Origin of the sequence: Lentzea sp. NPDC005914, assembly GCF_040629405.1 — a bacterium.
GTDB lineage: Bacteria > Actinomycetota > Actinomycetes > Mycobacteriales > Pseudonocardiaceae > Lentzea.
Window position 1 is genome coordinate 37,130 of sequence record NZ_JBEXVQ010000004.1, and the last position, 12,232, is coordinate 49,361.

12 protein-coding genes and 1 pseudogene are annotated in these 12,232 nt (G+C 69.1%); 5 read left to right on the plus strand and 8 right to left on the minus strand.

Annotation, left to right across the window (positions count from 1 at the left end; all coding sequences use genetic code 11):
* Positions 1-30: 30 nt before the first annotated feature.
* From ABZ345_RS07335 to uraH, 7 genes are all read right to left on the minus strand, one after another.
* Positions 31-1,437: an NCS2 family permease gene (locus tag ABZ345_RS07335; protein WP_359843935.1), complete on the minus strand. Its 1,407-nt coding sequence runs from the start codon at positions 1,435-1,437 to the stop codon at positions 31-33.
* A 93-nt stretch (positions 1,438-1,530) separates the two neighbouring features.
* A complete protein-coding gene (locus tag ABZ345_RS07340; RefSeq protein WP_359843937.1) occupies positions 1,531-1,992 on the minus strand; it encodes a nucleoside deaminase in 462 nt (153 codons plus the stop codon).
* 18 nt (positions 1,993-2,010) lie between these two features.
* Entirely contained in the window at positions 2,011-4,197 is a 2,187-nt protein-coding gene (locus ABZ345_RS07345) for a molybdopterin cofactor-binding domain-containing protein (protein WP_359843939.1), read from the minus strand.
* Positions 4,194-5,546 carry an 8-oxoguanine deaminase gene (locus ABZ345_RS07350; protein ID WP_359843941.1) on the minus strand — a complete coding sequence of 451 codons (1,353 nt, stop codon included), beginning with the start codon at positions 5,544-5,546 and terminating at the stop codon, positions 4,194-4,196. Before ABZ345_RS07350 ends, ABZ345_RS07345 begins: the two co-directional genes overlap by 4 nt.
* Entirely contained in the window at positions 5,543-6,004 is a 462-nt protein-coding gene (locus tag ABZ345_RS07355) for a (2Fe-2S)-binding protein (protein WP_359843942.1), read from the minus strand. Before ABZ345_RS07355 ends, ABZ345_RS07350 begins: the two co-directional genes overlap by 4 nt.
* Positions 5,995-6,855, minus strand: a complete 861-nt coding sequence (locus ABZ345_RS07360; RefSeq protein ID WP_359843944.1) for a xanthine dehydrogenase family protein subunit M — start codon at positions 6,853-6,855, stop codon at positions 5,995-5,997. Before ABZ345_RS07360 ends, ABZ345_RS07355 begins: the two co-directional genes overlap by 10 nt.
* A 2-nt stretch (positions 6,856-6,857) precedes the next feature.
* Positions 6,858-7,172, minus strand: coding sequence for a hydroxyisourate hydrolase (gene uraH / locus ABZ345_RS07365; protein WP_359843945.1), 315 nt, complete (start codon positions 7,170-7,172; stop codon positions 6,858-6,860).
* A 127-nt stretch (positions 7,173-7,299) separates the two neighbouring features.
* Between uraH and ABZ345_RS07370 the strand changes: the two genes are divergently transcribed.
* From ABZ345_RS07370 to ABZ345_RS07390, 5 genes and pseudogenes are all read left to right on the plus strand, one after another.
* A complete protein-coding gene (locus tag ABZ345_RS07370) occupies positions 7,300-8,739 on the plus strand; it encodes a PucR family transcriptional regulator (protein WP_359843947.1) in 1,440 nt (479 codons plus the stop codon).
* A 13-nt stretch (positions 8,740-8,752) separates the two neighbouring features.
* Positions 8,753-9,004: pseudogene (locus tag ABZ345_RS07375) on the plus strand (hypothetical protein); the annotation flags it as partial.
* A 66-nt stretch (positions 9,005-9,070) separates the two neighbouring features.
* Positions 9,071-9,394: a hypothetical protein gene (locus tag ABZ345_RS07380; RefSeq protein WP_359843949.1), complete on the plus strand. Its 324-nt coding sequence runs from the start codon at positions 9,071-9,073 to the stop codon at positions 9,392-9,394.
* A 50-nt stretch (positions 9,395-9,444) separates the two neighbouring features.
* Positions 9,445-10,191 carry an ATP-binding protein gene (locus tag ABZ345_RS07385; protein ID WP_359843951.1) on the plus strand — a complete coding sequence of 249 codons (747 nt, stop codon included), beginning with the start codon at positions 9,445-9,447 and terminating at the stop codon, positions 10,189-10,191.
* A gap of 119 nt (positions 10,192-10,310) precedes the next feature.
* On the plus strand, positions 10,311-11,153 hold the full coding sequence (locus ABZ345_RS07390) for a helix-turn-helix transcriptional regulator (RefSeq protein ID WP_359843953.1): 843 nt from the start codon (positions 10,311-10,313) through the stop codon (positions 11,151-11,153).
* Positions 11,154-11,165: 12 nt separating this feature from the next.
* Here ABZ345_RS07390 and ABZ345_RS07395 read toward each other — a convergent pair whose 3' ends face one another.
* Entirely contained in the window at positions 11,166-12,209 is a 1,044-nt protein-coding gene (locus ABZ345_RS07395; protein ID WP_359843955.1) for a DUF1707 domain-containing protein, read from the minus strand.
* Positions 12,210-12,232: the final 23 nt, after the last annotated feature.

A 12,232-nucleotide genomic window follows, 5' to 3' on the forward strand; every position in this document is an offset into this window, starting at 1 on the left:
GCCGGGTGGCCGCCCGGCCGAACCCCCTCGTCACTTGCCGGTGATCACGTCCACGCCGAAGTACACGGCGAACATCAGGGCGAGCCCGGTCATGAGCCAGCCGGGCCAGCGGCCCTTGCAGATGCGCAGCACGACGTAGGACACGAGGCCCGCGCCGATGCCGTTGGTGATCGAGTAGGTGAACGGGATGATGGCGACGGTCAGGAACACCGGGATGGTGAAGTCCGTTTCATGCCAAGGGATACGGCGGATCTGGGTCATCATCAGGCCGCCGATCACCACCAGCGCCGGAGCCGCTGCCTGAGCCGGCACGACCGTGGCCAGCGGCGTGAAGAGCAGTGCCACCAGGAACAGACCGCCGGTGACCACCGACGCGAGACCGGTCCGGGCGCCTTCGCCAACGCCCGCGGCCGACTCGAGGAACACCGTGTTCGGGGCCGACCCCGTGACGCCACCGGCGATCGCGCCGGCACCGTCCACCATGAGGATCTTGCCCATGCCCTCGACGCGGCCGTCACGCGTGAGGCCCGCCTCGTCGGACACCGAGGTGATCGTGCCCATGGCGTCGAAGAAACCGGACAGCACCAGGGTGAACAGGAAGATCGTCGCGGCGATCACGCCGGCCGACACGAAGCCGCCGAAGAGGTCCACCCGGCCGAACAGGCCGAAGTCCGGCGAGCCGACCACGGACGAGGGCAGCGACGGGGTCACGAGGCCCCAGCCCTTGATCGTGAACACCGAGTTCACCACGACGGCGACGACGGTGGCGACGACGATGCTGATCAGGACCGCGCCGGGCACTCCGCGCGCCATCAGGACGATCATCAGCAGCAGGCCCAGGCAGAAGATCACGATCGGCCAGCCGCTCAAGTGGCCGTCGAGGCCCATCCGCACCGGGACCGTGGAACCCACCGCGTCGGGCGTGCGGGTCACGAAACCCGCGGAAACCAGGCCCACCAAAGCGATGTAGAGGCCGATGCCGACGGTGATCGCGATCTTCAACGGTTCGGGGATCGCGTTGATGATGCGTTCACGGACACCCGAGGCGGCCATGATCACGATGCAGATGCCTTCGAGCACCACCAGACCGAAGGCCTGCGCCCACGTCATGGTCGGCGCCATCTGGAAGGCCACCACGCCGTTGACGCCCAACCCGGCCGCCAGAGCCAAAGGAGCGTTGCCGATCAGTCCCATGAGGACGGTCATCACGCCGGCGGCCAGAGCGGTCGCTGTCGTGATCTCGGCGATGGTGAGCTTCGCACCGGTGATGTCGGCGGACGCGCCGAGGATCAGCGGGTTCAGCAGCACGATGTACGACATCGCGACGAAAGTCGTGATACCGCCCCGTACCTCACGGCCTAACGAGCTGCCGCGTTCGGTGATGCGGAAGAACTGGTCGAGGGCCGACGTCGATTGTCGGCTCCGCAGTTGGGTCATGGAGGACGGCCTTTCCCATGCCGGTGGGCGCGTTCCAACGCCGGAACGCGTTTAGCTACAGCTCCGGTCAGCAAGACAGGCTTTTGGCCGTCGTCAGTAATCGATACGAGTCGCGAGTGACGTCCACGCGGTAAACGGGGCGTTGTCCTCGCCTGTGGAGATTTGAAGCACCGGCAGGTCCCACTCGGAACGGGACCTGGTGAAGAGCTCGTAGAACTCGCGGTCGTCGAACCCGGCAGCGGCCGCGTCGTGGCGGTCGGCGGCGTAGACGACCCTGTCCACCCGCGCCCAGAGCGCGGCGGACAGGCACAGGGGACACGGCTCGCACGACGAGATCAGGGTGCAGCCGGTCAACTTGAAGTCACCGAGCGCCTGGCAGGCCGCGCGGATCGCGACGACCTCGGCGTGGGCGGTGGGGTCCAAAGAGGGCGTCACCTGGTTGACGCCCGTGGCGATGACCTCGCCGTCGCGGACGATCATCGCGCCGAACGGGCCGCCGCCGGAGGCCACGTTGCGCGTGGCCAGGTCGATGGTGGCGAGAAGGTGTGCGTTCACAGCAAGAACTCCAGAAGATCAGGTACCGGTGAGGTGTTCCGGGCGGACCGGGACGCGGGTGAGCGCCAGGCCGGTCACCGCGCGGATCGCCGCCACGATCGCCGGGGTCGACGAGATGGTGGGCGGTTCGCCGACGCCGCGGATGCCGTACGGGGCATGGGGATCGGCGAGCTCGAGCACGTCGATGCTCATCGGCGGCATGTCGAGCACGGTGGGAATCAGGTAGTCGGTGAAGGACGGGTTGCGCACCTTGCCGCCGGAGGTCTGGATCTCCTCCATCACCGCGAGGCCGAGACCCTGGGCGGAGCCGCCCTGGATCTGGCCGACCACGGCCTGCGGGTTCAGTGCTTTACCGACGTCCTGAGCGCAATCCAGGGACACGACTCGCACGAGACCGAGGTCGACGTCCACGTCGACGACGGCGCGGTGAGCCGCGAAGCCGTACTGGACGTGGGCGTTGCCTTGTCCGGTAACGGGATCGAGAGCCTCGGTCGCGCGGTGACGCCACTCGGTGGTCTCGTCGATCACCTCGGAACCGATGTCGGTGCGGCCCGCCAGACGATCGCGCACGATCGCACAGGCAGCCTTCACCGCGCCGCCGGTCACGTACGTCTGGCGCGAGGCCGAGGTGGAACCGCCGTTGCCGATCGTGGTGTCCATCGGCAGCACGGTCACGCGTTCGATGCCCAGCTCGGTCCGCACGATCTGCTGCATGATCGTCACCAGGCCCTGACCGACCTCGCAGGCAGCGGTGTGCACGGCGGCGGCCAGCTCACCGTTGACCATCGACACGCGCACTCGAGCCGTCGAGTAGTCGTCGTAGCCCTCGGAGAAGCAGATGTTCTTGATACCGACGGCATATCCGACGCCGCGCACAACGCCCTCGCCGTGCGTGGTGTTCGAGACGCCACCGGGCAGCTCGCGGATGTCGGTGGACGTCCCGGCGGGCAAAGGCCTGTCCTGCACCAGCTTCAACAGCTGAGCCACGGGCGCGGCCGAGTCGACCACCTGCCCGGTCGGCATCACGGAGCCCTCGGTCATCGCGTTGCGCACCCGGACCTCGACCGGCGACATGCCCAGCGCCTCGGCCAGCTTGTCCATTTGGGACTCGTAGGCGAAACCCGCCTGCACAGCACCGAACCCGCGCATCGCACCGCACGGCGGGTTGTTCGTGTAGAGGCCGTACGCATCAATCGTCACGTTGTCGACCTCGTACGGCCCAACGCCCAGCGTCGCCGCGTTGGCCACGACAGCCGGGGTGGAGGAGGCGTAAGCACCGCCGTCCAGGTACATCCGCGTGCGGACGTAGACCAGCTTGCCGGTGTGGTCCGCGCCGTGCTCGTAGTAGAGCACGGCCGGGTGGCGGTGCACGTGCCCGTAGAACGACTCTTCGCGGTTGTAGACCATCTTGACCGGCTTGCCGGTGTAGAGCGCCAGCAGACACGCGTGCACCTGCATCGAGAGGTCCTCGCGGCCACCGAACGCGCCACCGACACCGGACAACGTCAGCCGCACCTGCTCCTGCCGCAACCCCAGCGCGGCGGCGATCTGGTCGCGGTCGACGTGCAGCCACTGCGTCGCGATGTAGAGGTCGACCGAACCGTCGGTCGCCGGCACCGCGAGCCCGGACTCCGGACCGAGGAACGCCTGATCCTGCATGCCGACCTCGTACCGGCCGGTGACCACGACGTCGGCCTCGACGTCCTGCGAGCCACGCCGGATCGGCACGTGCCGCACCAGGTTGCCGCCGGGGTGCAACGGGGTGTCGTCCGCGGCGGTCTCCATGTCCACGACGGGTTCCAGCACGTCGTAGACCACGACGATCTTCTTCATCGCGCGCAGGGCCGTCTCGGGGTGGTCCGCACCGACCAGCGCCACCGGCTCGCCCTGATAGCGCACGACGTCCACGGCCAGCACCGGCTGGTCCTTGTGCTCCAACCCGTACAGGTTCCGCCCAGGTACGTCCTCGTGCGTCAGCACCGCGTACACGCCGGGCACCTTCAGAGCCTCGGTCAGGTCGACCGAGACGATCCGGGCGTACGGGTGCGGCGAACGCAGGGTCGCGCCCCAGATCATGTCCTCGTGCCACAGGTCGGACGCGTAGGCGAACTCGCCGCGCACCTTCAGGTTGCCGTCCGGGCGCTGCGGCGACGTCCCGATGCCACCCGACACCGCGGAGGTCAGTTCGGCGGGAGTGAGGGTCATCGCGCTGCCTCCTGGAGCTTCAGACTGGCAGCGGAGAGGTCACGCGCCAGCTCGTCGGTCGACGCCGTCTGCAGAACCCCGTCCCGCACCACGACCTCACCGCCCACGACCAACAGTTTCAACGGCGGGGGAGTGCCCAGCACCAGAGCAGCCACGGGGTCCGCGATGCCCGCGTAGTCCATTCCGGACAGGTCCCACACCGCGAGGTCCGCGACCTTGCCCGGCTCGATCGAGCCCAGCGAATCGTCCCGGCCCAGGCACCGCGCGCCCCCCATCGTGGCCATCCACAACGCCTGCCGGACGTCCAACGCACGTGGTCCGCCTCGCTGACGCGCCTGGTGCAACGCCGCGCGCAGCTCGACGGCCAGTCCACCGTCCTCATTGGACGCCGCACCGTCGACCCCGAGCCCGACCGGCGCGCCGGCGTCCAGCAGGTCGCGAACGGGCGCAATCCCGGTACCCAGGCGGCCGTTGGACGTCGGACAGTGCGCCGAACCCGTGGAAGTCGCGCCAAGCCGCTTCACCGCGTCGGACGACAGGTGCACGGTGTGCGCGAGCCACACGTCCGAACCCAGCCAGCCGAGCTGCTCGGCGTACTCGGTCGGCGTGCACCCGTTCTCCGCCAGGCACTGCTCTTCCTCGTCAAGAGTCTCGGCGAGGTGCGTGTGCAGCCGAACGCCGTGACGGCGCGCGAGAGAAGCAGCGCCGGTCATCAGCTCACGCGACACCGAGAACGGCGAGCAGGGCCCGACCGCCACCCGGATCAACGCGTCGTCGGCGGTCGAGTGGTAGTCACCGATCGCCTGCTCGGTCGCGATCAGCGCGGCCTCGGTGTCCTCGACCAGGTTGTCCGGCGGCAGCCCGCCGTCGGACTGCCCGCGGTCCATCGACCCGCGGATCGCCTCCAGGCGGATCCCGATCCGCCGCCCAGCAGACACCAGCGCGTTGAACACATCGCCGCCGGCGGAGGGGAAGACGTAGTGGTGGTCAGCGGCCAGCGTGCAGCCCGTCAACGCCAGCTTCGCAAGCCCAGCGGAAGCGGCGGCGTGCGTGACGGTGTCGTCGAGCCCGCGCCACACCGGGTAGAGCGTGGTCAGCCACTCGAAGAGCGTCGCGTCCTGAGCCAGCCCCCGCGTCGCCCACTGGTAGAGGTGGTGATGCGTGTTGATGAACCCTGGCGTGACGAGGCACGACGACGCGTCGACGTAGGTGTGCGACTCGTAGGGCCGAGGCGCGGCACCCGAACCGACCGAGACGATCCGGCCCTGGTCGACGACGACATGACCGGACGCGTGCTCGGTTCCGGACGAATCCACAGTGGACACCGCACAGCGGTCGAGGACGATCATCGGCGCGACGCCGCCAACCGCACGGCGTCCAGGATCTTCTCGTACCCCGTGCAACGGCACAGGTTTCCGGCGAGCGCCTCGCGGATCTCGGGGTCGGACGGCGAAGGCACGCGGTCCAGCAGATCGTGCGCCTGCACGACGAGACCGGGCGTGCAGAACCCGCACTGCACCGCTCCCGCCTCGACGAACGCCTGCTGCACCGGGTCCAGCGAGTCACCCTCGGCGAGCCCCTCGACCGTGCGCACCTCCCGGTCCTGCGCCTGCCCGGCCGCGACCAGGCACGCGCACACAGGCACGCTGTCCAGGTAGACCGTGCAGGAGCCGCACTCGCCCTGCTCGCAGGCGTTCTTCGAGCCGGGCAGCCCGAGCCGCTCGCGCAGCATGAACAGCAGCGACTCGCCTTCCCACACGTCGTCGGCCTGGCGTTGCTCGCCGTTGACCGTCACGTTCACGCGCATGCCTGCTCCCCGTCCAAGAGTTCCTGCCAGGCCCAGCCCAGAGTCCTGCGAGCCATCACTGCCAATGCGTGCTTGCGATACGCCGCCGACCCGCGCACGTCGTCGATCGGCGACGCGGCGCGCGAGACCAGCTCGCCGAACTCGCGCTTCACCGAGTCCAGCAACGGCTTCGGCGAGGAGAAGTCGAGCTGAGAAGCCAGGAACTCCTCGGCTTCGTGAGCGCGCCGCGGTGTGGGAGCCGCGGACCCGACCGCCGCGCCCACTCGGTTCTCCTCGGGGAACAGCGAGATCGCGAACGAGCACACCGCGATCACCATGGCGTTGCGCGTGCCGACCTTGGAGAACTGTTGTGGCCCCTTGGCAGGCGCGAGGTGCACCGCCACGATCAGTTCGTCCGGTTCCAGGGAGTTCCGCTTGACGCCGACGTAGAACTCAGCGGCCGGGATCATCCGCGTCCCCCGCACGGAGGCCACCTCGATGACCGCGTCGCACGCCAGCAGCACCGGGTGCGTGTCGCCCGCGGGGGAGGCCGCGCCGAGGTTGCCGCCGACCGTGCCCCGGTTGCGGATCTGCGGCGACCCGACCGTCCGGGAGGCCATGGCGAGGCCGGGCAGTTCCGCACCCAGCTCGTCGATGATCCGCACGTACGGCACCCCGGCGCCGACCCGCAGGCCCGGCGACCACTCGCGCAGCTCGGGAATCCGCGTGAGGTCCAGCAGCGCGGCGGGGCGGCGGTGGTCGTAGTTGAGCTCCACCATGACGTCCGTGCCACCGGCGATCGGCACCGCGTCAGGGCGATCCGCCTTGATCTCCAACGCTTCGGCGAGCGTCTCCGGTCGAAGGAAGTCCATCGTCAGCTACCTCGGTAGGTGGAGTAGGCGAACGGCGAGAGCAACAGCGGCACGTGGTAGTGCTGCGCCGGATCGGAGTAGGCGAACGTGAGCACGACCTCGGGGAAGAACGGCGCCGCCTCCGACGTGTCGAACACGAGCCGGTACACCCCCGCCTCCAAGCCTTCACCCCATCCGGTGATCCGGCCATCGGCGTTCGTCTCAGCGGAACTCACCTCGGTCCCGTCGCGGCGCTGCAGCGACACGGTGATGCCCGCGAACGGCCTGCCGCGTGCCGCGTCCAGCACGTGCGTGGAGATCGTCACTCGCCCTCCCATCTGGTTGTGAGCCAGTACACATAGCCACAGGTACGAACCTCTACGGCGGGACGCATGAATCAGCAGGCTCCTACATGTAACGAATTTGTGCTTTCCTACAAACACGAATGGACGAAAGTGGCCTCCCATGTTGCTGTTGCGGACGTTGCTGCAGATGCCGGAACTGCGCCTGAGCCTGCACACGGGTGAGGACCAGCTCGACCGCACGGTCACCCGCGTGTACGGAACGGAGCTGCCCGACCCCAGCCGGTACCTGTCCGGCGGGGAGCTCGTGCTGTCCGGACTGCTCTGGCACCACGGCCCGCAGGACTCCGAGACGTTCGTCCGCTCACTGGCCTCCGCCCGCGTCGCCGGGCTGGCCGCGTCGGAGACCGAGAACCGCGCGTTGCCGGAGGATCTCGTCGACGCCTGCGAACGCCACCACGTGCCGTTGCTCGAAGTCCCGGTCGACCTGTCGTTCGCGACGATCACCGAGCGCGTGTCGATGGAACTGGTCGGGCTCTCGAGGCACCGTCGTTTGCTGAACGTCGTCGCGGAGGGCTCCGGACTGCCCGCGTTGTTGCTGGCGGGCGGACACGAGCTGAGTGCGCCGTGCTGGGTCCTCTCGACGACCGGGCGCGTGGTCGCGGGCGGCGAGCTGCCGGACCGCGTGACGCTGGTGAAGGAGTTCCTGCAGGCCGACCGGCTGCCCCGGACCGTGCGGGGGATGACCCTCGTACCCGTGTCCGAACGCGGCGGCAACCGGCTCACCAGCTGGATCCTCGTCGTGGGCGGGGAGCCGCAGCAAGAGGCCGCCGCGGAGCTGGCCTCGCTCGTGGCGCTGGAACGGCTCAGACAGGCGCAGGGCCGTCAGATCGAGAACCGGACCGCCGGGCCGTTGGTCGCCGCGGTGCTGAGCGGATCCGCGGACGTGGCGTCACGACTGGCGGCGGCCGGGCTGGAGAACGTCCGGCTCCGGGTCATCAGCGCGGTGACCTCTGATCAGCGGACCGAACTGGCGGCCGCCGTGATCGAGGAGACTCTGCCCGCCGCGCTCGTCACGCCGGTGGGGGACACCGTGTACGCGGTCGCCAGGGCGGACGACTCGGTGCCCGACGACGTCCGCGAGGCGATCCGGGTGATGGAGCCGGGGCTCGGGTCGTCGCGGGTGCTGGTCGGCATCAGCTCGCCGGTCGAGTGGCGCGGACTGCGTGGTGCTGCGGAGGAGGCCACGCACGCGCGGAGGCTTGGTGAACGGCGTAGCGGTCGCACGTGTGTGGTGGCGGGCGAAGAGATCGCACTGCACCAGCTGCTGCTCGCGGGTGTGCCGGAGGAACTGCGGACGTCTCTGCGACGCCGGCTCCTCGGCCCGGTGCTGACCTACGACGCCGAGCACGGTTCGGATCTCGTGGGGACGTTGAAGGTGTTCCTGGACTGCTCCGGGTCGTGGACCGCGGCGGCCGGGAAGCTGCACGTCCACGTGAACACGCTGCGGTACCGGGTGGGGCGGGTCGAGGAGCTGCTGGGCGTGGACCTGGCCGAGTTCGAGGCCCGGGTGGACCTCTTCCTGGCGTTGCAGGCGGGGTAGCTTGGGACGCGTGCCCGAGCGCCGGCCGATCGAACGCATCGCGGCCGATCTTCGTCGGGTGCGCCGGACGCTGGCGGGCTTCGAGCCGGGCACGTCGGCAGTCAAGAAGATCGCCACCCGGCAGGCCTACGACGCACTGCTGCTGCAGGCTTGCGCGGCGTTGGAAGTCGAGCACCGGTTGAACGTTCTGCCCGAAGGCATGGATCGAAGCATCGAACGGCTGCGGCTGGAAGAGTGTCTTCGGGAGCGCGGGTTGTCATTCTGATGGCTGATGCGGCTTGAGCCTTCAGGCTGATGCCCCCGCGGCTCGCCGTTTCCTACGGTTCCTGGCATGAAGACCGCCGCCTTACTCGTGGGCCTGCTGCTCGCCGGAAGCACCGGCTGCGCGGCAGCGCCCGACATCCGCGTGATGGTCGAGGGAACGGGCACCACCGACCGGCTGACCTACTCGTTTCCCGGCGAGGAGGAAAGGACCCTGCGCAACCCGGACCTGCCGTTCCAACGCACGGGGGTGCGCAAGGGGCGGGTGGCGATCCGCCTCGAAGGGGTGCACGGCGAGCTCACGTGCAAGATCATCATCAATGGGCGTCAGGTGAAGAGCGCCACCTCCGACACGGGTGCCGCACTCGCGTGCGATCACTCTATGGCGGTCTGACGCAAGTCGACGAAAGCCCGTAGCTTCAACGTGTTGGGGAGGTACGGGTGATGAGTGACGTTCTGACGGACACCACGGGCACCGCGGGCGCGATCCGGTACCGCGGACGGACCGGGGTGCCGCCGCAGTTCAGGCCACCGCGGGCGCCGGGGCACTTCGTCGGCAGGGGCGACGAGCTCGCGCGGATCAGGACCGGCGGGGTGACGGTGCTGAGCGGGCCGGGCGGGGTGGGGAAGACCGCGCTCGCGCTGAAGTGGTTGCAGGACCGGGGATCCGGGGACCAGCTGTACGTCGACCTGGCCGCGCGCGAGCCGGTGGCGGAGTTGCTGCGCTCGTTCGGGCTGATCGAGGTGCCCGCCGGGGACAGAGCGGCGGTGTTCCGCAGTCTCGCGGTGAGAAGGCAGTTCACCCTGTTGCTGGACAACGCGGACTCCGCCGAGCAGGTGACGCCGCTGCTGCCCGCGTCCGGAACGGTCGTCGTGACCACGCGGAAGAAGCTGAACCTCGACCAGGCTCTGGAGATCGCCGTCGAACCGCTCGCGGACGATCCCCTGCTCGGCGCGCTGCTCGATCTGTCCTATGTGGAGCTTCCAGAGCGGCAGGCGCGGCTCTACCGGTTGTGCGCGTGGCAGCCGGGCGCGTTCGACGTCCCGGTGGCGGCGGCGATCGCCGGGGAGTGCGTCTGCGACGTCGAGGACGCGCTGGACGACCTGGTCGAGAAGTCGTTGCTGACGGAGGTCGGCGACGCGTTCAGGTTCCATGAGCTCGTGCGTGCCCATGCGCGCACGAAACGCTAACAATGAATTTGTGCGTTTAACGCCATAGGAGTCCGATAAACGTGGACAGCCCGCGTTAAAGGGTTGTCCACAGCGGGTGGTCCCATTCGGCGATCCGAATTGGTCATATCCTTCGCGTCATGCCGAAGGATTTCCGGGCCACGACGCTCGAACGCGCCATCGGGCGGCGGTTGGCCGGGTGGCGCAACGAGCGGGAGCTCAGCCTCACCGAGGCCGGCCAGCGCGTGGGCTTCAGCAGCGCCAAGCTGTCCATGATGGAGAACGCGGTGCAGCCGTCGGCGGCGGTGGACGTCATGGCGCTCGGTTACGTCTACAAGGTGCCCACTGTGGAATGGCAGGCCGTGGTGTTGCAGGTGCAGTACGCGGAACAGTTGCGTACGCGCGCGCACGGCAACGCGATGCACTTTGATCCGGCCGCGGATTTCGCGAATCTGGTGTTCGAGTCGACGTTGCTGCGCGTGTTCACGACGGATCTGGTGCCTTCGGTGTTTCAGCTCGCCGGGTACACGCACGCGGCGTTGCAGACCGATGATCCGGTGCGCACCGCGAGGCTGGCGATGGCCCGGGAGGCGTGGTCGACGCGGCTGAACGACAAGGATCCGCTGGAGGTGCAAGCGGTGTTCCCGGAAGCGGTGCTGCGGCAGGTGGTCGGCGGGCCGCGGGTGATGAAGGCGCAGCTGCTGCACCTGATGGAGGTCAGCGAGCATCCGACGGTGTCGCTTCAGGTCGTGCCGCGTGGTGCCGGGGCGTATCCGGCGATGGGGTCGCCGTTCACGTTGCTGAGCTTCCCGCACCGTCAGCACAACGACGTGGCGTATCTGGAGACGTTCATCAAGGGCGAGTACGTCGAGGATCCCGCGCTGACCGAGGAGTGCGCGCAGCGGTTCGCGGGTCTGCGCCGGCTCGCGCTGGACGAGGGTGAGTCGCTGGAGATCATCGCGGAGGCCGCCGCCGAGCTGTGACGGCCTCGGTCATCAGCCGGGTGGCAGGTCGCGGGCCGCCGGTCCCAGTTCTTCGAAGGTGCGGGCCTTCAGCGCCACCTCCAGCCGGGCCTCGAACTCCCACAGGGTCAGCGCGTGGCCGGCCATCATGCGGTGGAGCCGGTCGACCGCGACCTGGCGGTGGGTCGGCGTGATCAGGTCGTCGAGATACGCGTCCGGCTTGCGGTCCCGCAACGGCTCGCTGGCCGGTGCCGGCAGGTCGACGATCAGCCTCGCCAGGTCGTGGGTGGTCGTCGCCGACCACAGGGCGACCGTGCGGATCGCGTGCTCGCCGGGGGTGAGTCGTTCGTCGGCCAGCGCTGTCCCGAGGTGTTTGGCGATCCGCGCCCGGTCGACGTCGGTCACGGGCCTGTCGGCAGGTGCGGCCTCGGCAGCTCTGGTCTTCTTGGCCGTAGCGGCTTTGGACGCCGGAGGTGCAGGTCTTGCCGCCGCGGGTCTGGCCCTCAGGACCGGTGGCGGTGCCGGTACGCCGAGTTCGACGCGCAGGGTCTCCAGGTCCTCGCCCGAGGCCGTCCGTTTGAGGAGGTCCTCCAGCTGGGGTCTGCTGAGCGCGCCCCGGCTCCTGGCCTCGAAGATCTTCGGGACGAATGCGAGGCGGTCGAGCCGGGCCGCCAGTTCGGGATCCGTGCGCCGCGAGCTCAGGTGCGGCTCGAAGCCGAGGAACAGCACGAGTAAGTCGCCGGCCGTGCGGGCGTTGGACGCGAACACGAGCCGCCACTTCCGTTCCGGGGCGCTCAGCACCTCCGCCTGGTGGGCGACGTTCAGCAGGGCCATGGCGAAGTCGCGTTCGACGTGGTCCACGGCGTCCGCGGGCGGCACCCGGTCCCATCTCGGCACGGGCAGGCCGCCGACCAGTTCCGGCACGTCGGTGTGCGGTGTCCGCGGGATGGCCTGCTGCAGCTCCCGGTGCCTGGCGTGGTCGATGACCTGGCGGCGGCGGGCGTGGTCGATCACGGCCATCGCGCGCAGCTTCCTCGCGGACTTCCGTTCTCGTCTCCACCAGGAGGGGTCGGCCACAGATCAACACCTTACGGTGGGCC